General features: G+C 62.5%; 23 protein-coding genes. 9 read left to right on the forward strand and 14 right to left on the reverse strand.

Translation table 11 applies throughout. The annotated features are described in order from the left end of the window. Positions 1–274: 274 nt before the first annotated feature. From trmB to DVK00_RS15575, 11 genes are all read right to left on the reverse strand, one after another. Positions 275–1,327, reverse strand: coding sequence for an HTH-type sugar sensing transcriptional regulator TrmB (gene trmB / locus DVK00_RS15525; RefSeq protein WP_053968214.1), 1,053 nt, complete (start codon positions 1,325–1,327; stop codon positions 275–277). Between the two features lie 175 nt (positions 1,328–1,502). After that, positions 1,503–2,879, reverse strand: coding sequence for an ABC transporter substrate-binding protein (locus DVK00_RS15530; protein WP_101350088.1), 1,377 nt, complete (start codon positions 2,877–2,879; stop codon positions 1,503–1,505). A 275-nt stretch (positions 2,880–3,154) separates the two neighbouring features. Continuing rightward, positions 3,155–4,219 carry a glucose 1-dehydrogenase gene (locus DVK00_RS15535; RefSeq protein WP_121577971.1) on the reverse strand — a complete coding sequence of 355 codons (1,065 nt, stop codon included), beginning with the start codon at positions 4,217–4,219 and terminating at the stop codon, positions 3,155–3,157. A 40-nt stretch (positions 4,220–4,259) separates the two neighbouring features. Then, complete coding sequence (locus DVK00_RS15540; RefSeq protein ID WP_101350090.1) at positions 4,260–5,336, reverse strand: Gfo/Idh/MocA family protein; 1,077 nt, start codon at positions 5,334–5,336, stop codon at positions 4,260–4,262. Positions 5,337–5,365: 29 nt separating this feature from the next. Beyond that, a complete protein-coding gene (locus DVK00_RS15545; RefSeq protein ID WP_101350091.1) occupies positions 5,366–5,569 on the reverse strand; it encodes a hypothetical protein in 204 nt (67 codons plus the stop codon). Between the two features lies 1 nt (position 5,570). Next, positions 5,571–6,767, reverse strand: coding sequence for an ABC transporter ATP-binding protein (locus DVK00_RS15550; RefSeq protein WP_101350092.1), 1,197 nt, complete (start codon positions 6,765–6,767; stop codon positions 5,571–5,573). Between the two features lie 4 nt (positions 6,768–6,771). Continuing rightward, positions 6,772–7,773, reverse strand: coding sequence for a carbohydrate ABC transporter permease (locus DVK00_RS15555; RefSeq protein ID WP_101350093.1), 1,002 nt, complete (start codon positions 7,771–7,773; stop codon positions 6,772–6,774). Position 7,774: 1 nt separating this feature from the next. Continuing rightward, on the reverse strand, positions 7,775–8,755 hold the full coding sequence (locus tag DVK00_RS15560) for a carbohydrate ABC transporter permease (protein ID WP_121577972.1): 981 nt from the start codon (positions 8,753–8,755) through the stop codon (positions 7,775–7,777). Between the two features lie 78 nt (positions 8,756–8,833). Next, positions 8,834–10,363: an extracellular solute-binding protein gene (locus DVK00_RS15565; RefSeq protein WP_101350095.1), complete on the reverse strand. Its 1,530-nt coding sequence runs from the start codon at positions 10,361–10,363 to the stop codon at positions 8,834–8,836. A 232-nt stretch (positions 10,364–10,595) separates the two neighbouring features. Beyond that, entirely contained in the window at positions 10,596–11,672 is a 1,077-nt protein-coding gene (locus DVK00_RS15570; RefSeq protein ID WP_121577973.1) for a TrmB family transcriptional regulator, read from the reverse strand. A gap of 60 nt (positions 11,673–11,732) precedes the next feature. Beyond that, entirely contained in the window at positions 11,733–12,722 is a 990-nt protein-coding gene (locus tag DVK00_RS15575) for an aldo/keto reductase (RefSeq protein ID WP_101350097.1), read from the reverse strand. Positions 12,723–12,781: 59 nt separating this feature from the next. Between DVK00_RS15575 and DVK00_RS15580 the strand changes: the two genes are divergently transcribed. The 5 genes from DVK00_RS15580 to DVK00_RS15600 all read left to right on the forward strand — a co-directional run bounded on the left by DVK00_RS15580 (position 12,782) and on the right by DVK00_RS15600 (position 16,636). Continuing rightward, entirely contained in the window at positions 12,782–13,657 is an 876-nt protein-coding gene (locus tag DVK00_RS15580; protein WP_121577974.1) for a hypothetical protein, read from the forward strand. A 332-nt stretch (positions 13,658–13,989) separates the two neighbouring features. Then, a complete protein-coding gene (gfcR, locus tag DVK00_RS15585) occupies positions 13,990–14,628 on the forward strand; it encodes a transcriptional regulator GfcR (RefSeq protein ID WP_101350099.1) in 639 nt (212 codons plus the stop codon). A 105-nt stretch (positions 14,629–14,733) separates the two neighbouring features. Then, entirely contained in the window at positions 14,734–14,931 is a 198-nt protein-coding gene (locus tag DVK00_RS15590; RefSeq protein WP_004518030.1) for a DUF5800 family protein, read from the forward strand. Between the two features lie 155 nt (positions 14,932–15,086). Further along, positions 15,087–16,253, forward strand: coding sequence for a thiolase domain-containing protein (locus DVK00_RS15595; RefSeq protein WP_101350100.1), 1,167 nt, complete (start codon positions 15,087–15,089; stop codon positions 16,251–16,253). Continuing rightward, positions 16,250–16,636 carry a Zn-ribbon domain-containing OB-fold protein gene (locus DVK00_RS15600; RefSeq protein WP_050007222.1) on the forward strand — a complete coding sequence of 129 codons (387 nt, stop codon included), beginning with the start codon at positions 16,250–16,252 and terminating at the stop codon, positions 16,634–16,636. Before DVK00_RS15595 ends, DVK00_RS15600 begins: the two co-directional genes overlap by 4 nt. A gap of 1 nt (position 16,637) precedes the next feature. On the opposite strand, the gene DVK00_RS15605 is transcribed toward DVK00_RS15600, so the two are convergent. From DVK00_RS15605 to DVK00_RS15615, 3 genes are all read right to left on the reverse strand, one after another. Next, a complete protein-coding gene (locus DVK00_RS15605; RefSeq protein ID WP_101350101.1) occupies positions 16,638–17,579 on the reverse strand; it encodes an alpha/beta fold hydrolase in 942 nt (313 codons plus the stop codon). Positions 17,580–17,684: 105 nt separating this feature from the next. Continuing rightward, positions 17,685–18,728 (reverse strand): methylmalonyl Co-A mutase-associated GTPase MeaB, encoded by a 1,044-nt coding sequence (gene meaB, locus DVK00_RS15610; RefSeq protein ID WP_121577975.1) that lies wholly within the window; start codon positions 18,726–18,728, stop codon positions 17,685–17,687. Beyond that, entirely contained in the window at positions 18,725–19,147 is a 423-nt protein-coding gene (locus DVK00_RS15615; protein WP_064288077.1) for a cobalamin B12-binding domain-containing protein, read from the reverse strand. The genes meaB and DVK00_RS15615 overlap by 4 nt, the downstream gene beginning before the upstream one ends. A gap of 272 nt (positions 19,148–19,419) precedes the next feature. On the opposite strand from DVK00_RS15615, the gene DVK00_RS15620 reads away from it, so the two are divergent. The 4 genes from DVK00_RS15620 to DVK00_RS15635 are packed head-to-tail and all read left to right on the forward strand — an operon-like array spanning position 19,420 to position 22,352. Beyond that, positions 19,420–20,094 (forward strand): glycosyltransferase family 2 protein, encoded by a 675-nt coding sequence (locus tag DVK00_RS15620; RefSeq protein WP_101350103.1) that lies wholly within the window; start codon positions 19,420–19,422, stop codon positions 20,092–20,094. A 2-nt stretch (positions 20,095–20,096) separates the two neighbouring features. Next, on the forward strand, positions 20,097–20,483 hold the full coding sequence (locus DVK00_RS15625; RefSeq protein WP_101350104.1) for a DUF2304 domain-containing protein: 387 nt from the start codon (positions 20,097–20,099) through the stop codon (positions 20,481–20,483). Next, positions 20,476–21,333, forward strand: a complete 858-nt coding sequence (locus DVK00_RS15630) for a polysaccharide deacetylase family protein (protein ID WP_101350105.1) — start codon at positions 20,476–20,478, stop codon at positions 21,331–21,333. The genes DVK00_RS15625 and DVK00_RS15630 overlap by 8 nt, the downstream gene beginning before the upstream one ends. Further along, positions 21,330–22,352: a lysylphosphatidylglycerol synthase transmembrane domain-containing protein gene (locus tag DVK00_RS15635; protein ID WP_121537520.1), complete on the forward strand. Its 1,023-nt coding sequence runs from the start codon at positions 21,330–21,332 to the stop codon at positions 22,350–22,352. The genes DVK00_RS15630 and DVK00_RS15635 overlap by 4 nt, the downstream gene beginning before the upstream one ends. Positions 22,353–22,368 lie beyond the last annotated feature (16 nt).

Here is a 22,368-nt window from a genome sequence, read left to right on the forward strand (position 1 = left end):
GTCCACGTAAGACCACGTCCCCGCTGAACGCAATGGAGCACGTTGGTCTTGTGGAGTTGCCACGTTCGGGCCGGGCGATGTCGTGCCTCTGACATATATCGCCAGCCCGAAGGGTCATGCAATCACCGTGGGTTGCCCGCCCACGGTGCTCATTGTCTCCGCTGTCGCCTCGTCCAGGCAGGTATTTACTACGGACTACTGTCTCTTGGCTCCGTATCGACTGTCCGCAGTCTGGCAGTCACCGTGAAAACCAGCCTCGGCCGATAGTAATGGGTCAGTTCTCGGGCGGTTCGTCTGTCCCGATCCGAATCTCGTAGGCCTCGATATCTTCGAAGGCAGCGACCTGCCCACCGACTTCGACCGGCCCGTCAGCCGTTTCAACGACCAGCGTCGCGACCTCGCGGTTCGAACTGAACGACGCCTGGTCAACTTTGCCTTCAACGACCCGGTGGTCGCCTGTCTCGACATCCCGGCCCTCGATAGTCGCGTAGAACTCCCCGTCCAGCGTTACCAGATCGGAGATACAGCGCCTGATCGTCCCGTAGCGGCGCGGGAACGGCAGCCCGTCTCCGTCGCTGGCGATCGTTTCAGCAGTCGTCCACAGCACCGTGTTGAGGAACCCGGAGACCAGGAACCCGAGTTCCGACCGATTGAAGATGACGCCGTATCGGTCCGTGTCACCGCGGACGCTCTCACGGGTCGCGTACATCGAGTAGTTCCCATCGGCGACGGCGACGACCGGTGTCGTGATACCGCGGCGGGCCTTCACCGTGGTCGCGATGGACTCGTAATCGAACCGCGCTGGGTCGGGCGCGTCCACACCCGGTGAAATGAGAATTTCAATAGCGATGCCGGACTGCTTCCGGGCCGCGAGTCTGTCTTCGAACCGCTCCAGCAGGGCCGGGGTCAGAGACAGCGTCAGTTCGTACTCGGCCGTCTCGATGATATCTTCGAGGTACCGGAGTATCGTCGGCCGAGATTTGACGAGTGAGACGGCTTCGGGCTCCCGTGCAGGAGCCGTATAGCGCGAAGAGAGGTCGTCGACGAGATCATCGAGTGAGTCCTGTATCCCCTCGAAGGCTTCCCGCGGGTCGATAGCCAGAACTTTCATCGGCCGGGACTCCTTGAGTTCGACCAGCCCGACGTCGCTGAGGCTCCGGACCGTATCGTACACTCGCGGCTGTGGAATGTCCGTGTTCTCCGATATCTCCGACGCTGTCAGCTCACCGTGTTGTAACACGGCCAGGTAGGCTGAAATCTCGTACTCGCCGAGATTGAACCGCGCAATTACCTGTTCGAGCGATGCTTCCAAGTCGTCACTAGACATAGTGGGGCGTTTGCGAGTCGAGTACTAAGAACTTCGGCACTCTCTTCAGCAGACAGTTTCAGGACCAGGCGCGTGCCTCTCCGCTATCGTTCGCTGTCCCATCACAGCGACCCGCTACCCTGTAGACTCGATTGTTCGAGTCGCCACGGCGAAAAATGTGCGCTGTCGGTGTGGTTTAGTAGGCGTTGGAGATCTGAGAGACGACATCTGCGGGCGCAGCACCGGAGTTCAGTGATGAGATAGCGGATTCGAGCGAGGACTTGACTGCCGGCGGTGCGGCCAGGCCGTGTGCCACAGACGGCGGCTGAGCATCGCTGTTCTGGAAGTCTGCTATCTGATCCTTGGAGAAGTCGTTGAACGGGTCGGTGTTCACGTCAGTTCGCGGCGGAATCGACCCCTTCTTCGGGTTGAAGATCTCCTGTGCCTCGGCCGTGCCGACGAACCGGCACCACAGCGTAGTCGCTTCCGGCGACGGGTTGTTGACCGGATACGGGAACGAGTCCATGTTGAGTGCGTAGTAACCGTCGGTACCCGGGAACGTCACGTGGTCCCACTCCTCGCCGTACGCGAGGTCGTTCGTAATGTACGTTCCGGCCGCCCAGTCTCCCTGGTGGAGGAACGCCGCTTCGCCGTTGATGACCTGGTTGTTGGCCTCGGTCCAGGAAATCGAACCGGCGTCGCTCGGGATGTAGTCGAGATAGGACTGTGTGGTCTCGACTGCCGACTCCAGAGCGTCGCTGTTGGCGTCGACCTCACCGTCGACGAAGATAGCGCTGTAGGTCTCGGCGTCCGTTTCGCCGAGGAGAACAGTCGCAAACATCTGGAAGCTGGACCACGGCGCACCGGTCTGGTGTGCCATTCCGGTGTAGCCAGCATCGCTGACCGTTGCCAGCGCGTCGACGAGGTCAGACGGCGTTTCGAGGGCTGTCGGGTCGACCCCGGCGTCCTCGACGACCTCGACGTTGTAGAAGAGGTTGTTGATCCGGTGGATGTTGAGCGGGACCGTCACGTAGTTCCCTGCGGGCTGGGCCGCGTCCTTGACACCCTGGAGATATGCGTCCTCCATGCTGTTCTCTGACCACACGGAGTCGCCGATGTCCTTCAGCAGGTTCGCATCGGTGAAGGGGAGCAGATTGTTTCCGGGCCAGGACTGCCACGTACTCGGATGGTTGCCGTTCTGCACCCGTGTCCGGATGTTCGCCTGCAGGTTGTCACCCGCACCACCGGCGATGAGGTTCTCGTCGAACGGAACGTCGGGGTGTTGCTCCTTGAAGGCGTCCATAACGGACTGAATCGCTTCGAGTCCGTCGCCTTCGCCCCACCAGTGGGCGACTTCGAGCGTCCCATACTGTGGCCCGCTGTCGGTACTGTCCTCACCGCTGCTGCCGTCGCCACTGGTACCGTCGCCGCCGTCACCGCTGCTGCCGTCGCCGCTGCTGCCATCACCACCGTCACTCCCACCGCAGCCAGCCAGCGAGGCCGCACCTGCTGCGCCAGCAATCCGAAGAGCGTTACGCCGCGTCAACCGTTTATTTGAGTTGTCGTCAGTCATGGTTGCACCAATACCTCATAATTCCTTATTGAAGATTCGCACTTAATACTTCTGTATAGCAAAAGTCACCATTTGACATTCGTATCGATCCCGGTAAATCATCTATATCCCACGATTTCTCGGGTTTGAGCGGGCGAACAAATTAATCGTATGTGAGTAAATACCTCACTATCTTACATCTGTGAGATTACATTTACCCGACATATCCGCTTTGAGATGAGGTCTATCCGGGTATATTGGGACAAAAAAGCTCGGGCGCGGTTCGGCCCGGGGACTTACAGCGAATCGAACTCGACGACTGCTTTTATCTGGTCGTCCCCGTCTGTGAAGGCCGCCTCGACGTGCTCCGGGTCGGTAACCGTCGTGACCAGATCGTCGAGCAGCCATTCCGGAAGGTCCTGTAAGGTCTCGACGGCGTCCTCGAAGTGCGAGACGTGTGAGTTGACAGTCCCGATGAGACACTTGTTGTGCAGGACAATCTCGTTGTGGAGCGAGCCGCCATCGACTTCAAATTCCCACGGCTCCGGGATGCCGAGCAACACGCCGACCCCGTTCTGGTCGAGCGCCTTGACCGTCTGGAACGCGTGCGGGGCGAACCCGGTTGCCTCGTAGACGTAGTCCATCGCCTCGTAGGTCTCCGGGAGTTCATCCACCGGCGTCTCACGGGAATCGACGTACGTGCTGCCTATCTCGTCGATGATGTCGACCGTCGGGTCGGGCCGGTCGCGCCGACCGACACAGTACGTCCGGTCGTACTCCTGTTCAAGCATCCACAGCGTCAACAGTCCGAGCGAACCGTTCCCCAGCACGCAGGCCGACTCCGGCCGCCAATCGAATGGCTCCCGCGTGGCGTAGGCGTGCTCGTTTGCCTTCTCGGTAATCGAGAGCGGCTCGACGAGAAAGCCGTAGTCCGCGACCGCTTCCGGGACGGGGACGAGGAAATCTGCCGGCGAGGTGAAATACTCGGCCATGAAGCCGTGGTCGCCGACGATGCCACGTTCCGTGTACTCGCCGTCCGGAGCCATGTCGGGTTCCCCCCGACGGAAATACTCGTTCGTTTCGCCGTTCGGTTTCCGCCGGACAGTCGGCGCGACGACCTGCCCCGCCTCGAGCCCCGTGCCATTGGGCTCTTCGACGACGCCGACCGCCTCGTGTCCGAGAACCATATGGTCCGCCCCGTCGGGGAACCCGCCGTGGGACCCGTTCAGGACTTCGTGGTCTGTGCCGTCAACACCAACGCGGAGTGTCCGGACGAGTGCCTCGCCCGGGTCAGGCGACGGTCGCTCCCGCTCTATGAGCTGTGGGCCGTCGTCGTCCCGCGTAACACCAATCACTTTCATGCCAGGCAGAGAGTGAGAACACTGGGGATTAAGTCTTTCTTCAGGTCTCTGTCTCGCTGACGCTGACAGCCGCGCCAGTTTCGCTGGAGCGGTAGATTCCGTCCATCACGCGCTGGACTCGCAGCGCCTGCTCGACGGTGTTTACCGACGGTGGCGACCCGTTCCGAACCGCAGAGACGAACCGTTCCTGCTCCGTTCGCTGTGGGTCCGACCGCTGTGTCTCGACATCGGTCGTCCGATGGTGCATCCGGCCGGTGTCGGCCGTCTCAAACAGTGTCAGCGACTGGTCCGCGAGGTCGAGTTTTGCGCCCGCGTCAGTTCCGCGGACGTAGTACTCCTGACTGTCCGGCCGGTTCGCCGCCCACGCCACCTCCAGGGATATCGTCGTGCCGTCATCACAGCGGATGAACGCACTCGCGGAATCGTCCACGCTGAACTCGGCTGCACCGTGGTCCGCGCCCCACATCTCGACGTACGCGTACTCCTCGTCGACGCCGAACTGGGCGCGGGTGTCACCCGACACTTCCACGACGGCTGGATGACCGGCAACGTGCAGCGACAGGTCGATAGCGTGGGCTCCAATGTCGATGAGTGAGCCGCCGCCGGCCACGTCGTTGCGCGTGAACCATGACCCTCGTCCTGGGACGCCGCGACGCCTGATGTAGTTCGCCTCGATATGAGACACATCGCCTATGTCGCCCGCGTCGCGGTAGCCCACGAGCGTCTGAACCGGGTCGGCAAAGCGGTTGTGGAAGCCGACCATACAGAACCCGTCTGCCGCTTTGGCGGCCGCGGCGATCCGCTCGGCGCTTTCGAGCGTGTGTGCAAGTGGTTTCTCGACGAGCACGTCCAAGCCCGCCTCAAGCGCCGCTACGACGTACTGCTCGTGGTATCTGTTCGGCGTCGTCACCAGCGCGGCATCGACGGACCCGAACATCGCCGACGCCTCCTCGTACACTGCCGCGTCGTACGTCTCGGCGAACCGGCGGCGCGCATCGGCATCGACGTCGACGCCCGCCGTTATCGAGACCGGTTGGTCGAGCTGACGGAGGTTCGTACAGTGGATATCCGCGATGTTCCCCAGTCCGATGATGCCTATGCGAACGGTCTCAGTCATGATTCTCGAAGAGTGCGGCCGGAAGCGGATTAATACAACTGCTGTTCACGCTCTTCGCGTTCCTCCTCCTGTTTCTGCTTGGCCTTCTCTCGCCGCCGGCCGCGCCGATACTGGATGATGCCGGGGACGATTTTGTTCTTCAGGTCGAGGACGAACGACACGATACCGTAGGCCCAGAAAAAAAACAGCACGAGCATCCCGCTCCAGTACAGCATCGCGAGGTGGCTGCTCATATCAGTCGTCTGATTCTACTTCGCTACTTGATGCAGTGCTTTCGGCCTCGTACGGAATGAGGTCGTGGACAATCGCCTCGCCGGTGGCCGAGTCGAACAGGTGGACGTTCCGTCGGTCGATGACGACCCCGATCTCATCGTCTTCTTCGAGATCAGAGTCGGGGTCGATGCTCATCAGTAGCTGGTCGTTCGTCGCCAGTTCCTGCGACATCGACGTTTCGCCGTCGCCCAGCAGCAGGTAGGCGAATATCTCGTCGCCCATGGGTTCGAGAATGTCGGTCCTCGCGGTAATCATTCCCGATGGGTCAGGGACCTCCGACTTGAGGTCGCCCGGATAGATGTCCTCTGGGCGGATACCCAGCGTCACGTCGTCACCAACTCCGACACCTTCGATGGACGATGGGTTGAACGCAAGCGAGAAGTTCGGCGTCTCCAGGGCGTCCTCCGTGACCGTCCCCTCGACGAAGTTCATCGACGGCGAGCCGATGAACCCGGCGACAAAGAGGTTGTCCGGCTCGTTGTAACAGGTCAGTGGCGGGTCGATCTGCTGGAGCTGCCCCGAATCGAGGACGGCGATACGGTCGGACAGCGTCATCGCCTCCTCCTGATCGTGGGTCACGTAGATGATGGTCGTGTCCAGCTCCTTGTGCAGGCGCTGGAGTTCCGTCCGCATGTGGACCTTGAGCTTCGCGTCGAGGTTTGCCAGCGGCTCGTCCATCAGGAACACGTCGGGCTCGCGCACGATGGCGCGGGCGATAGCGACGCGCTGACGCTGTCCGCCGGACATCTCCTCGGGCATCCGGTTGAGCATCCCCTCTAGCTGGACGATATCCGCGGCCCGCTCGACCCGACGGTCAATCTCGTCCTGTGGGTAATCCCGTAACCGCAGCCCGAAGGAAATGTTGTCGTACACGTCCATGTGCGGGAACAGCGCGATGTTCTGGAACACCATCGCGATGCCGCGGTCCTTCGGTGGCAGGTTCGTCACTTCACGGTCGCCGATGTATATCTCACCCTCGGTTGGGATGGTGAGCCCGGCGATGGTCTCCATCGTGGTCGACTTCCCACAGCCGGATGGGCCGACAAAACAGATGAACTCGCCGTGGGCGATATCGAGGTTCATGTCGTCGACCGCGGTGACCACGTCACCCTGGTCGTCGTAGCGTTTCGTCACGTGTTCGAGTTGTACTCGTGCCATTGTGTTACTCCTTGAGTGCGCCTGAGGTCAGTCCGCTGACGATGCGTTCCTGTGCGACGATCACGAGGATGACGACGGGGAGAACCCCGACGATGCTCGCGGCCGCCATGAGGTTGAACTGGGTCGTGTACTGGGTCTGGTAGCTGAGAATCCCGCCGACGATAGGCGACCATTTGGCCGCCTCCGGCGAGGTCGCCATGATAGAGCTGAAGAAGTACTCGTTGTAGACGGCGATGAACGTCAGCACGGCCGCAGTCGCCACGCCCGGCGCGGACAGCGGCATGATGACGCGGAACAGCGCGCCCAGTCGCGTCGTTCCTTCGACCCGCGCGGCGTCCTCCAGCCCGTCCGGAATCTGGCCGTAGAACGTCGTCAGGATGAAGATGGACAGCGGCATAAACAGCGCGCTGAACGGCAGTACCATCGACCCCGGCGTGTTCAGCAGCCGCGGTGGGGTAAACAGCGGGATGGACGTGAACGGTACCGTAATCGGCGCGTTGCCGGCAAACGCCTGGAACAGCGGTATGACGAACGCAGCCGGCGGGAAGTAGCTGATCGCCAGGATACCGAGCATCAGCAGTGCGCGGCCGGGGAATCGGAGACGGCCGAACACGTAGCCTGCGAGGCTCGCCACGAACAGCACGATGACCGTCGTCGTGACCGCCAGCGCGAAGCTGTTCAGCATGTACAGGTGGAAGGGAACCTGCTCGAAGACGGTGACGAACGCACCCGGATTGAACCCCTTAGGGACCGGCAGCGGGAACGTCCCGCTGACGCCAAAGAGGTTCACCGTGGGGAGGAAGCTCCCGGCGAGTAAGTTCCCCTCGGGGGTCACCGCCAACACGACGAGCCAGTAGAAGGGGAACAGCGTCGTCACCAGGAAAAACACCATCGCCGCGTAGAACAGCGCCCGGTACACCTTGTCCGGGTTCTTGATGGCGCTCTGTGTCCACCGCTGTAGCGGCCCGTCGCTCGACTGCTCTTGGGTGTCAGTTGGCGTCGCCATGTTAGATCGCGTCCTCCCCTTGCCAGACGATGAGTCCCATCACGACCGTCCCGATGATGGCGGCCGTCACGAACGCGATGGCCGCGGATGTCCCCTCGCGGGTGGTAAACGTCGCGACGACCATACACGACAGCGATGGCACGACGGTACAGCTCGACACCGTGTCGATGATGCCGTACACCCGCATCGCCTGTACCGACCGGAACAGCACGGCAACGCCGATAGTCGGCAGGATGAGCGGGAACGTGATGAGCTTGAACTGCTGCCACTTCGTCGCCCCGGCGACCCTCGCCACGTCGTACAGGCCCCGGTCGATGCTCTGCAGCCCAGCCAGAATGAGCAGGGCCATGAACGCCGACGTCTTCCAGATGTCGGCGACGATGATGATAAACGTCGCACTCGGCGTGTCGTTGAGCGTGTTCGTCGGCGCGAGCAGGCCGAGGTCAGCAAGCGGTGGCGTCAGGAACCCGACGTTCGAGTTGAACATCAGGAAGAAGATCATCCCCTGAATGACGATTGGGACGGCCCACGGGATGATGATCGCCGCCCGAATCCACCGCCGGCCGTAGAAGTCCTGGTCAAGGATGAGCGCCTGCCCGAGACCGATGAGCGTCTCGAAGAGCACGCTCACGACGGCAAAGATTATTGTGACGACCAGTGCGCTGTTCAACAACGCACTCATGCCAAGTCCTTCGGGCAGGAACGTCGTTCCGCCCGGCAGGAACCGGTTTTTCTCGCCGGTGAACAGCTCGATGTAGTTCCCAGCGCCGACGAAGGTAGTGCTCGAAAAGTCCGCCGAGAGCGCGAACAGCGACAGCTCGAAGGTCCGCAACAGCGGGTACAGCGCGACGACACCCAAGAGTACGAACACGGGAATCAACAGCAGATACGCGTACTGCGTGTCGCTGAGGTTCTCCATCCACCGCATCATGCTGACGAGTGCCCCCGAGCGTCTGGATTCACGGCCGGTTTCTGTACTCATTTGGTTACCTCCGTCCGTCGTTTGAATGTGTCATGGTAAATAATCACAGGGATGGTTTTGTAACGCTTGCCTGTGGCTTCAGGTTTGCTCGGTCTCTTCCAGCGCGGACTCAAGCGTCGCCATCGCGTCGGCCGAGGAGGCTTCCTGACCGACTGCGCGGTTCGCTTGCTGTGCGATCTTGCTGGACTGGTCGCTCCAGACAGCCGTCACCGGGCGCGGCATCGTGTTGTTACCGGCGACCTGCAGGGTGTCCATGTACCGGCCAACGACGGGCACGTTCTGGGCCTCGCTGGAGTTGAACAGTTCGGGCCGCGGCGGCAGCCATCCCTGAACGGACAGTAGCGTGAGCTGGAAGTCCGGCTGCATCGCGGCGCGAATGACCTGCGTCACGGCGTCTGTGTTCTCACTGTTGGGGTTGACCGTCATGTGCCAGCCACCGAGCGCAGCCGTGGAGCCACCCGTGCCGGGCTGTGCCGCCTCGCTTTCGGGCACGGCGTACGGAATCGGCATCGCACCGAGGTTTTCGCCGAGCGCCGGATCCTCTGTTTCCTCTGGGTCACGCCCGCCGAGTGCCAGCGAGTAGGGCCAGTTCCGGTGGAAGACGGCGTTGCCGTTGACGAACGGCGCGCGAGCGTCTTCCTCCTTCCAGCCGAGGATTTCGGTCGGGGTGAAGCCGCCGCCGTACCCCTCGAACTGGCCGCCGAAGTCCTCGCCGTGGACGAACTTCCGCATCATGTTGAGCGAGTTGATGACCTCTTCGTTGTTGACCGTGATCGGCCGGTCGCCGATGGGGCCAAAGAGGTTGTCGCGGCCGCCGAAGTACGCGCCGCCCCACGAGGACATAACCTCGTTGAACGTACAGCAGGAGGTCCCCTCGTAGATGTCCCACTGCGTGGTGAAACCGAAGTCGACGTCGGCGTTGTCGTAGGTGTCCGCCGCGATGTTCGACCACTCCTCCCAGGTCATCGGCTCGGTCGCCCAGTTGTTGCTCTCGGGGCTGTAGCCGGCTTCCTCAACGAGGTCCTTGCGGTACTGCATCGTCGGGAAGTCCGGGAACACCGGGACGCCGTACAGGTTCCCGTTGCTCGGGTTCCGAGCCGTGTCGGTAAACGCCGAGAAGTAGTTGTCCGAGACATCCGAGAGGAGTTCCTCCGGCAGCGTTTCGGAGAGGTTCTGGAGCTGTCCCCGCTGGATGAAGATGTTCGTCCAGCCGTTGTCCATCAGGAACATGTCCGGGTTCGTCTCGCCGGCCGAGAGCAGTCGGTTGTAGTTCGCCCGAGCCGCACCGGTGTCCTGGTCACGGGGGACGAATTCGATCTCGATGGAGTCCGGCAGGCCGTTGTCGTGGAGAGCCTGCTTGATTGCGGGGCCGTTGTTCTGGACGGCCACCGGGTCGAAGCCCCACTGCACGGTCGTCGCCTCCCCGCCGCTTCCGTCACCGGTCGATCCGCCGTCACCGCCGCCACCGCCGCCACCGTCGCCACCACCGACGAAGTCAGCACAGCCTGCTAGTCCACCGACAACACCTGCTGCTCCGGCGGCACGGACGAACCGTCGCCGGGAGACGCCTGTTGAGTTCCGCTCGCCGCTTGTGCCATTGTCCGACATATCTATTCTGAGCTATCCCGGACGCACCTTAAAGGTTGTCCATAATTAACCACAGGTGTTGTTAACTGTCGGCCTCAGCCCAGTGGACGTGATATATTTTTGACTAGTAGCCATTGTATAAATCTTTCAGTATATATATGCACGGATAAGTCAAACAGCCGTTTGCTACACGGAGGCCCTCAAACGCGCAAACTGAACGAAAGTTTACTAATCCCGAAAAACGGCGCCTGTGTCACTCGTACGTGACGTCCGTAATTGTAATCTCGGTCGCTTCGATTTCCTCGATGACGGCCCCCCAGCCGCCGACTTCGTACGTTCCGCTATCGGTGGCCAGCGTCGCGCTGATTCGGCCGGCCATCTGTGCAAGCGGGACCGGATCCGTCCGTCCGATACTACTGCCGGTGTAGTCGACGGCGGTGATGCGCCCGGTCAGATCGACCGACTCCTTCGTTTCCGTGTCGTACCCCTCGACGGTAGCCTCGATAATCGCGTCCTCATTCAACAGCGGTTCGATGTCGCGGACAGCGTGTCGGAGGTCGACGTACGTCGTCGGGGTTTCCGGCGTCCGCTCGGTGTACAGTGTGTCCCAGATCTCCCACAGACAGGTCAGGAAAAACCAGTGGAAGACGTAGGTGTGAGTTCGGTCCTTGACGAGCACACCGTACTCGTTGACCGAGTCGTGGTGAGGCGCAAAACACGTCCAGGTCCGGTCGACAAGCACGAAAAACGGGGCCGGAATCTCGCGGTTCCGGGCCTCCGTACAGGTCCCTTCGATGTCGGAAAGCGGCGGGACTTCCTCGTCAGGACTCGTACAGATGCTGAGTTTGATGTTCACGCCGCGGTCGTGGGCGGCGATGAGTTCTTCCCGGACCGCGTAGAACTGCTCGGGGTTCACGCCGACCTGAATCTGGTTTTCCGCCGCTTCGATGAGCTCCCGGGCCCGGCTGACGACCGTTTCGAACCGCTTGACGATACTGACCTCGTGCTCGGATATCTCGGGCTGGTTCCAGCGTTCCTCGATGGTCTCGGCCGCGTCGAGGTACTTGCTCGACCGTGACCGCAGGTCCTCAAGCACTACGTCGGGATTTCGCGCCCGAGCAGTCAGGCTATCCTGCTGGAACGTCTCGATATACCCCTTCGACTCAAGATCCCTGAGCACGTCGTATATCCGCGGGTCCGGAACGTCACAGGAATCGGCGATGTCCGTCGCCGATGCGGTCCCCAGCCCCAGCAACGCCACGTAGGCCTCCGCCTGGTACGGAGAGAGACCGGCATCTTCGAGGACATCGGTTAGTTCGCTGTCGTCCATGTGTATACAGGGAAACTGAGTACGCAGTTAACGTGCATGGTTATCCATCGAGGTCACTGATTAGTCCTTGCCCTCGACGGGCCACTGCGGTTGTTTTGGGGCCTCGATTCGGGCACACTCCTCGTCGGTCAGGTCGACGTCGAGCGCTCCGACGTTCTCCTCAAGCTGGTCCATCGTCCGCGGGCCGATTATCGGCGCGTCGACGACATCCTGCTGGCAGAGCCACGCCAGGCTGACCTGTGCCGGTGTCGCGCCCTTCGCGTCGGCAATCGCCCGCACCTCGTCGAGGACCGCCCAGTTTTCGTCGCTGAACCGGTTTGCCGTGTACTCGTCCGTGCTCGCCCGTCCCTCGGCGAGGTCGTCGCCGCGCTCGTACTTCCCGGCGAGGAAGCCGCCGGCCAGGGGCGACCACGGGATGACGCCGACACCCTCCATCTCACACACCGGCAGGAGGTTCGCCTCCTCGTGGCGGTCGACGGCGTTGTACTCCGGCTGCATCGAGACGAACCGCTCGTACCCTTCGATGTCCGCGGTGTACAGCGCCTTCTGGAACTTCCAGTTGGCCATCGTACTGGCGCCGATATAGCGGACCAGCCCCTCGTCGACGAGGTACGTCAGCGCGTCCAATGTCTCCTCGATTGGCGTGTCGTCGTCCCACCGATGGATCTGGTAGAGGTCGAGATAGTCGACGCCGAGGCGGTCCAGCGTGGCGTGACACTGGTCGATGATGTGTTTCTTCGAAAGCCCGCTGCCGTTCGGCCCGTCGTGCATGTCGAAGTACACCTTCGAGGCCAAGACCAGTTCGTCGCGTCGGGCGGAGTCGACAGCATCGCCGAGTATCCGCTCGCTCTCGCCGTTCGAATACGCGTTGGCTGTATCGAAGAAGTTGATACCCAGATCCAGCGCTCGTTCGAGTATTCGGCGGCTCTCGTCCTCGTCATTTAGCATCCAGGGCTCGGCGCTTCCGAAGTTCATCGTTCCGAGACAGAGTTCGGACACGTCGAGCCCTGTCGACCCGAGCGTGGTGTATGTCACCGAGGAATCGTTCATGACAGTTCATACCACAGCTGTTGTTAAAGAATTTTGGGACTGCATATCGTTGTCAAAACATGAGCCGGAAATCCCCACAGAACAGTCCTACTCCGATGGACGCACTCGAAACCTTCAGAGACGAGTCCTACACCGGGGCAAACAGGTGCTGGCCGTGTACGGTACTGAATCTTGGCTTCGTTGGAGCGCTTGCCATGCTTCTGCGCGGGCGTGACCGTCCGCGGTCGAGCCTACTGGTCGCTGTTGTCGGCGTCGCGATCGTCTATTTCCGAGGGTATCTGGTCCCGTACACGCCCGAATTTGCCCCGCGGCTGGTGGCGGCATCACCGGTTCCGGACAAGTGGTTCCACGCGGAGCCAGCACAGGGGGACACATCCCAAGAAGACGTGACCCGACGGGAAAACGAGTCGCTGGCCGACGACGTCGAGATGGACGGCGAAACCGTCTTCCGGGAGCTTTCGGCAGCCGGCGTCATCGAAGCCGAGGGTGAACAACTGTTTCTCACGACGGCTGTAGACGCGGCGTGGCACGAGCGGATGGACGAGCTGGCCGACGACTCACTTGACGCCCTCGCCGCGGCGCTGCAGGCGTCGCTACCGGGAGTTGACGCTGCTGAACCGTACGTCGACGACGCGGAGTGGCTCGCACTCGGCACGGACCACGCGCAGCTCCTTCCTCGTCCAGTCGTCGTCGCCGAACTCGCAGCTTACGAGGTCCTCGGCGAGCGTCTCGACGACGAGCGGCTCAGAGTCGCTGGCGCGGAGGCGTTCCGGATGTTCCTCGACAGGTGCCCGGTCTGTGACTCCGAACTAGTCGAGTCATCGTCAGTGTCGTGCTGTGGCGGCCATCTTGGACCGCGTCAGGACCCCGATGAGACGCTGGTCTGTCCGACCTGCGAGCAGCGACTCTACACGTTTGAACTGAGCGATACCTGAAACCAGTCACTCAAAGCTGGGGATCTACTGGCTAGTCGGCATGCAGGACGCACTCCGGGCTCGGAGCGCAGAGCCAGTAGACAACGGACGGGGGGAGGTCCCGCCTGACCGCTGGTGCGTGCGGTCCCGTGGACAACCATGCTGCGTGGCAGACAGTTACCGTCGGCCGGGTTGGGGGTGGTGGGAACGATGTGACCAAACAGCGGCCTCACATAGTTCCGGACTGCAGGGGGAATGTACCCAGCCAGTAGAATACTACAACTGCTGTTGTAAATATATTTCGGTGGCCGAAGAACACTGCCTATTAAATCCTCGCACACGGAGATGATGATATGAAGAACATCGACGACCTCGTCGACAGCGCGTCCGACTTGGCACAGCGTGGCCTCTCTAAGGGCGAGATTGCTGACGAGCTCAACGTCTCACGGGAGACGGCAAGTTGGCTTGTCGAACGCAGCGGCACCGGCACGGAACCGGACACGAGCGACGACGGCGGTCCCCACGACATCCACGTCGACTGGTCCGCTGTCGGGCGTGACAGCAACCGGCTGTATCACGCGGGCGCAGCGATGGCGGACCTGCTCTCGAAGAAAGGCGACGACGTAGACCTTACTATCGGCATCGAGAAGGCCGGCGCGCCGCTCGCGACGACTGTTGCGCGGGAACTGGAAACAGACCTCGGGACGTACGCCCCGACCAAACACCAGTGGGACGACGACGAGAGCGAGACCAGTGACGGTTCGTTCTCCCGGAACTTCGCGCAGATCCGGGACCGCGACTGCTACGTCGTTGACGACACTATCACGAGTGGCAAGACGATGGGAGAGACAATCGATGCAATCCATGAACAGGGCGGCAACCCTGTGGCCTGCGTCGTGCTGGCTGACAAGCGCGGTGTCGGCGACATCCGCGGCGTCCCGGTGTACTCTCTGCTACAGGTCATCCGAGTTGGGAGCGACGGCGACTCGTAGCGGTCCTGCTCAGCTGTTCCGAGCACGTGTTCGCTGCGCGGTCTCCGAATCGACGTGGCCACACGAGAGACTATCCTTTTATTCGTGCCGTGCGTAATTCGTGGTATGACTGTACTGTCGTTTGACGAACAGGGCGTGGATGTCGTTTACGAGGGGACGGAGTTCCGCCTCGAAAAGGCCCTCATCGAGGATGCTATCCAGAAGTCGTATCCGAACGTCACCGACCACGAGGTGTTGCAGATGGTCGAGCCGGAACCAGCGCTGTCAGGAGAGCCACAGCGTATCGCCGAAATTGTGAACTGATTCGACGTAGTTCCCTTGTGGGCTACAATTCCGTTGTGAGAAGTACTTCTGGCTGAGAACGCATATCCCGTTTGCAGGCGTTTAAGCAGGTGAATATGCGCTAATTAAGCATCCGAGCAGTAGGCATTTAAGCCGTCAGCGCGCACTGGGTGATAATGTCAGACCCACGTATTGCCGGGGCTAGCGTAACACAGTTCGGGAAACACCCCGAACGGACCGGCCGAGACCTGTTCGCCGAGGCCGGACTCGAAGCGCTCTCGCAGGCTGGAATCGACCCGGAGGACGCTGAAGCGCTCTATTACGGCAACTTCATGGGCGAACTCGCGGAACACCAGGGCCACCAGGGCCCGCTGATGGCCGAGGCCATCGGGCTGGACGTTCCGGCGACCCGCGTGGAAGCGGCCTGTGCATCCGCCGGGACAGCCGTTCGTGAAGCCGTCAAGACGATCCGGAACGGCGAGGCGGAGGTCGTCGTCGTCGGCGGCGCGGAACGGATGACCAACATCGGGACGGCAGCGGCGACAGACGCGCTCGCCATCGCCGCCGACGACCTCTACGAGGTCCGTGCCGGGATGACCTTCCCCGGGGCGTACGCGCTGATGGCCCGGTCGTACTTCGACCAGTACGGCGGCTCCCACGAGGATCTCGCTCACGTCGCCGTCAAGAACCACGAACACGCCCTGGTCAACGAACACGCACAGATTCAGCAGGAAATCACGATCGAGGACGCGCTGGAGGCCCCGACGATTGCGGACCCGCTCGGCCTGTACGACTCCTGTCCGATTACTGACGGGGCCGCGGCTGCCGTCCTGACGACGGAGGCCTACGCCGAGGAACACAACTTGGACGCCCCGGTCGCCATCACCGGGACCGGGCAGGGCGGCGACAATCTCGCGCTACAGGACCGTCCACATCTGGCACAGACGCCCGCCGCCGACAAGGCCGCCGAAGAGGCGTACGGCGACGCCGGCGTCGGTCCCGACGATGTCGATTTCGCCGAGGTCCACGACTGTTTCACCATCGCTGAAGTGTTCGCAATCGAATCGCTTGGCTTCTACGAGCGCGGTGAGGGCATCGCCGCGGCGCGCAACGGGGAGACGACCCGCGATGGCGACCGCCCGATAAATCTCTCGGGCGGGCTGAAAGCCAAGGGTCACCCGGTCGGCGCGACCGGCGTCGCCCAACTGGCGACCGTTGCCTGGCTTCTCGACGGGTCGCATCCGCGGGCCGACGCCGTCCCGGACAGCACCGTCGGTGTCGCACACAACGCGGGCGGTACGGTCGCGTCTACGACTGTCCACGTCATGGAGGTACAAGAATGACTGAATCCGCACAGGATGGCGAGTACGACGCGTGGCTCGACAGCATCGAATCTGGTGACGGGTACTACCTCGAATGTTCGAACGGCCACGGCTGGCTGCCGCCACGGCGGGTGTGCCCGCGCTGTCACGACCAGGAACTCTCGGCGGTCGATCTGCCAGAATCCGGCGAAATCGCGAGCCACACGACGATTACCGTCCCGACGCCACAGTTCGAGGACGACGCGCCCTACGTCACCGCCATCGCCGACTTCGGCCCGGTTTCGGTTACGGGACTCGTCCGCGGCGTGGACCCTGACGACGTCGCTATCGGCGACGTGGTCGGCATCGATGTCGGCGAGCGCGTGACGACCGGCGAGAGAGCCGTCGTGTTCCGGCCGCGCTAACTCAGTTCTCGACCGTTACCGACGTCACTCTGTCGCGGACCACGTCGACGAACTCACCGGGGTGTTCGACGTGGGGCAAGAGCAGCGAATCACCGAACACGACGAGCATCGCGTCCGCCTGTTCGGCCAGGTCACGACCCTTCGACAGCGGTGTGATGTCGGCATCCTCACCCCAGACCAGCGTCACGGGCACGTCGAGGCTTGCCAGTACTTCGCCGAGGTCGTCCTCCGGGTCGAGGAAGCCGGAGACGAACGACGCCGGCGCGAACCGCGCACCGGGCTGGTGGCCGCTCTGCCACTCGTAGTCAACCACTGCGTCGGTGAGGTTGTCCATATCGTAGTACCCGTGGTCAGCGTGGAAGTGGCGGATGGAGGGCTTCGAGACGGTGAGGTTGTAGATTGCCTCGCCGACGACGGGCGCGCGCAACAGCGATCGGAGCCAGACGGTGCGGTTCCCCATCGAAGTGTCTGTCGGGCAGATGAGGACAAGTTCCTTCACCTCAACCTCCTGTGCCGCGCTGGCGGCGTATGCCCCTGTCAGAGACGACGCGACGACGGTCGCGTCGGTGGTGTTGTCCTCGATGAAATCGCGGACGAAGGCTGTGTACAGCGAGGCCGAGTACAGCAGCGGCGGGCGGTCTGTGTGCCCAAAACCCGGTAGGTCAGGCGCGATGACGTGGTACTCCTCCGCCAGCGTGTCGAACACCGTGTGGAACTCGTGACTGCTGGCAGCGGCGTTGATGCCGTGAAACAGCACGAGGTCCGGGTCCGACGGGTCGCCAGCCTCAGTGTACGCGATATCGAACCCGCGCCAGCGGTACGTCCCCTGTTCCCCCTCGAGCATCGGTTCGAACGCACCGGCCTGCGACTGCAGCACGCGGTTGGCAGCGGCTGTCGCACCGACCGCTCCGACGACCGCACCGAGCGCCTTGCGGAGTTTCATATTGATGACTTGGAGCCCCGAGTATGTTATACATGCTGGACGAGCGTCAGATGACTGTCGCTATCGTCGCGGGCAACCGTAGCCGCGGACGCGACAGTCCCGAACTCAGTTCTCGTCGCGAGGCTCGTCGAGACACTCCCGGAGCGGCGCGAGAACCTCGTCGACGACGGTGTACGGGTCGGTGTGGCGCTCGATGACAGCGTCGACGTACTGTTCGATACCGCCGCGGCGGTCGAGTTCATCGACCAGTAGTTCGTTTGCGTCCTCCCGGAGCAGGGTTCGGATCTCGGCGGCGAATCGCTCCCGTGCCTGCCCCTCTCGTCGGCCGGTTCGGTCCAGATAGTCCCCGTGGTCGGCCAGCGCGTTCAGGAAGTCCTCGACGCCCTCGCCCCGGTTAGCCACCGTCTCCACGATTGGGGGGTCCCACGTCCCCGTGTCGCTCTCCTCGGCGTCTGCCTCGGCGTCGTCGGCTGCGAGTTCAGTCGCGCCGTGATGGCCGGAGTTCGGTCGTCCGCTCTGTCCCTGAAGCATCTCCCGGAGCTGCTGGACAGTCCGGTCGGCTCCGTCGAGGTCAGCCTTGTTGACGACGAACACGTCACCGATTTCGAGGATCCCGGCCTTGAGCATCTGCACGTCATCGCCGCTCCCCGGCGGCACGAGCACGGCGACGGTGTCGGCCGTGCGGACGATGTCGACCTCGTTTTGGCCTGCACCGACCGTCTCGACGATGATCTTGTCCTTGCCGAAGGCGTCCAGCGCAGTCACGGCGTCGGTCGTCGCCGTCGACAGCCCGCCCAGCGAGCCGCGAGCGGACATCGACCGGAAGAACATGTCCATGTCGCCGGCGTTCGAGGCCATTCGTATCCGGTCGCCGAGTACTGCGCCGCCGGAAAACGGCGAGGACGGGTCGATAGCGATGACACCGACAGTCTGGCCCCGCTCGCGGTAGATCGCTGCGACCTTGTCGACCAGCGTGGACTTGCCCGCGCCGGGACTGCCGGTGACGCCGACCACGTCGGCTGTCCCGGTGTGCTGGTGGAGGTCGGAAATTATCTCCCGATACCCCGGCGAGCGGTTCTCTATCTTCGTGATGACCCTGGCGAGAGCGCTGTGCTTGCCCGCAAGCAGGTCAGCGACGAGGTCGCTCATCGCTCGGGCGCGTTCTGGTGGATGTAGTCGATCATCTCCTCCATCGACGCGCCCGGACCGAATATCTCGTCGACGCCCTGCCCGCGGAGTTCTTCCTGATCGTCGTCCGGAACGATGCCGCCGACGAGAATGAGGCGGTCGTCGAACGCATCGTACTCCTTCAGTCCGTCGAGAATCTTTGGAACGAGCGTGTTGTGCGCCCCCGAGAGGATGGAGATGCCGACGACATCCACGTCCTCCTGCACGGCGGCCTGCACGACTTCGTCGGGTGCTCGGTGGAGTCCCGAGTATATCACTTCGAAGCCGGCGTCTCGGAGCGCCCGCGCGATGACGTGTGCGCCCCGGTCGTGACCGTCGAGTCCGACTTTCGCCACCAGACACCTGATGGTCCGTTCCGTCTGCTCCTGCTCGACACTCATGCCAGTACGTACCGCGCGGTGTGTTTTCATTCTTGCCCTATTCATCATGACTGATGTCGAGTACGGCTCCCCTCGGGGAACGAAGATTGAGAGTGGGCATTCCGCACCGCGTGTGTGAGCCGGAACCAGTCCGGCCGTTCGGCCTGCAGTCGGCTGTGACCCTGGGAGGTCTGTATACCGTGCCCTGAGCGGTCAAAGAAGGGCGACAGGGAGGACTGAGACAATTCCAGAGAACGACAATTCTAAGTTCGCTGCTAGCGGCGTTTCCACCAGTGCGAACAGTCGCCGTCATCCCCGCGTACAACGAGTCGAGCACCATCGGGTCGGTGATTGACGGGACCAGCCAGCACGTCGACGAGGTCGTCGTCGTCGACGACGGCTCGTCTGACGACACCGCAGCCGTCGCCCGGAAGCACGGTGCACACGTCGTCACGCATGTGTTCAACACCGGTGTCGGTGGGGCCGTCAGGACGGGCTATCAGTACGCGATTCGGCACGACTACGACTTCGTCGTGCAGGTCGATGCCGACGGCCAACACGACCCGGCGAAGATTCCGACCCTGCTGGACCACGCGGAGGACGCGGACATGGTCATCGGCAGCCGCTACCTGAACGAGAGCATCGAGGATTACCCGCTGGTCAGGCGGCTGGGGATCACCTTCTTTACCACCGTCGTCCGCAAACTCGGCGGCATCGACATCACCGACGTGACCAGCGGCTTTCGCGTCTACCGCGTGTCGGCCTTAGAGGACATCCTCCACCGCTCGGACAACCACTGGGCGGTCGAACAGACGCTCGATGCGGCCCAGCGCGGCCACCGCATCGAAGAAGTATCGATAGAGATGCCGATCCGGGACGAGGGCGAGTCGCAGTTCAGCCTCGACACGCTCGTGCTGTACCCGCTTCGGATGACTGACACGGTGTTTCGCGTCCTCCTCTTTCGCTAAGTATGGTCTTTGGATTCGATTACTCACTGGTCAACCTCCTGTCGCTGGTCGTCGGCCTGGCCTTCCTCGCGAACGGGTACATCATCGTCAGAAGCGAACGCGAGTCACTAGAGCTGTTTGTGATGTCGCTGCTGCTCGGCGCAGGGCTCATCGTCGTCGCCGTCGTTCCCAACGTGTTCGAGGTCGTGGCGCGGCTGCTGGGCCTCGAATGGAAGGCGCGTGCCATCCTCGTCATCTCGAACCTGACGCTGTTCGTCGCGGTGACGTACCTGCTCAACCGAATCGGGCATATGTACGACCGGCTGTCGCGGCTGAACGAGGAGCTGAGCCTCCTCCGGAGCGAACTGGAGGAACACCAGCTACGGACCGAGGACGAGCAGGATGACTGACCGGGCGGTGTTGTCGATAGATTTCGAGCTGTTCACCCAGACGCCGGCCTACCGGAGCGCATCGGGGACGACCGACCGCGACGGTGTCGGCCTCGACGGCGGTCGATTTTTCAGGGACACGCTCGCAAAGTACGATGCGACTTCGACCGCATTCGTGGTCTCATCAGTCGCTCAGACCCATCCCGACGCCGTGCGAGCGCTGTCTGATGCGGGTATCGAAATCGGCTCGCACACGCAGACACACCAGTTGCTCTCTGCTCTCGACAGCGAGGAGCGACGAGCGGAGTTGTCCCAGTCGAAGGCCGTGCTGGAGCGAGTTACCGGCAAACGCGTCTCCGGGTTCCGCGCGCCTGCCTTCGACATCACCGACGACCACTTCGATCTGCTTGCCGATACCGGGTACACGTACGACTCTAGCGTCGTCTCCAGTCGGTCAATACCGGGGTGGTACGGCGGCGAGTACGACATTCACGAGCCGGTGCCGGCGACGGCCGTGCGTCCAGACGCGCCGGACAGCGTTACGGAGTTCCCGGCGAGCGTCATGCCCGGCCTGCAGTTACCTCTCACCGGGACCTGGCTCCGGTTTTTCGGCCCGCGATACACGATTCTGGGCATGAAATTACTAGCCCGGCGTGGTATCACGCCAATGCTGTACGTCCATCCGTGGGAACTGGTCGACCTGCCAGCCGTTGAGGGAGTGCCGACGCGGGTGTACGTCAGAACTGGTGACTGGATGCGCCGGGCCGTCGAACGGATTCTGCAACAGGACTTCGAGTTCACGACCGCACGGGCCGTTTTAGCTGACGGTGAGGCGGCCGCGTCACAGCTACACAGGGGCGAGACGCCGTGACGAGTCGGGCTCGTGACCTGGGCATCACGGTTGCCCAGTACGGTATCGCCGTCGGTGCGGTTTCGTGGCTGCTCACGCAGTTCGACATCGGGAGCGCAATCGACCTGCTCGCCGGCGTCGAGAGCGAGACAGCGCTCGCGATCGTCGCCGTCAGCGCCCTCGGCATCTGTGGCCGAGCCTACACGTGGCACGCGGTAATCTCCCCGCTGTCCCCTGTCCGGTTCCGGACCGCCGCTGGAACGACCCTCATCGTGAACTTCGTCAACCAGTTGCTCCCCTCGCGGCTCTCCGGACGGCTAGCCGCACCATTTGTCCTCCGGAGCCAGACCGGGATGGACTACAGCGACGCCGCAGCCGCCTCAGCGCTTCACACCGCTGTCTTCGCGCTGTACTACGGCGTCGCGGCGACCGCGGGACTCGTCTTGGCGATTCCACTGCTCCGGCCCGAACTCCTCGTGGTGCTGGCGCTCGCGACGAGCCTCTACTTCGTAGCCGGTCTCGCCATACTGTTCGGAGGACTCAAGCTCACCTATCTGGACCGCCTTATCGGCTGGCTGTCCGGGGTCGCAGTCCAGGTCCCACGCGTCGGCGAAAGGCTCGCGGCCCGACTCGACGGCCTGCTCGAATTCACGGACAGCTCAACCACGACGTTCCGGACACTGGCGAGCGAGCCGGCAGTGTGGCTGCGGTACGCAATCGGCTGGGCCGTCGATCTCGTCCTTGCGCCCGGCGTCCGCGTCGGCTTGCTGCTGGGGAGTTTCGGCGTCGGGTTCGAACCACTGGTCGCGGTGCCGCTGTATCTGCTGGTCGCATACACTGTGACACTCTTGCCGCTGACGCCCGGCGGTATCGGCATCACCGAAGCGACGGCGACAGCGGTGTTCGTCGCGCTGGGCATCCCGGCAGCAGTTATCATCCCGATCATCTTCGTCGACCGGTTCCTCAGTATCTACCTGCCGTCGCTTGCGGGCTGGTATCCCTCTGTTCGACTCGACGTTACGTCACTGACGACAGAGTAGCCGGAAAGAGCTACGC

This window comes from Haloarcula sp. Atlit-47R (assembly GCF_003665985.1).
In the GTDB taxonomy this organism is placed as follows: domain Archaea; phylum Halobacteriota; class Halobacteria; order Halobacteriales; family Haloarculaceae; genus Haloarcula; species Haloarcula taiwanensis.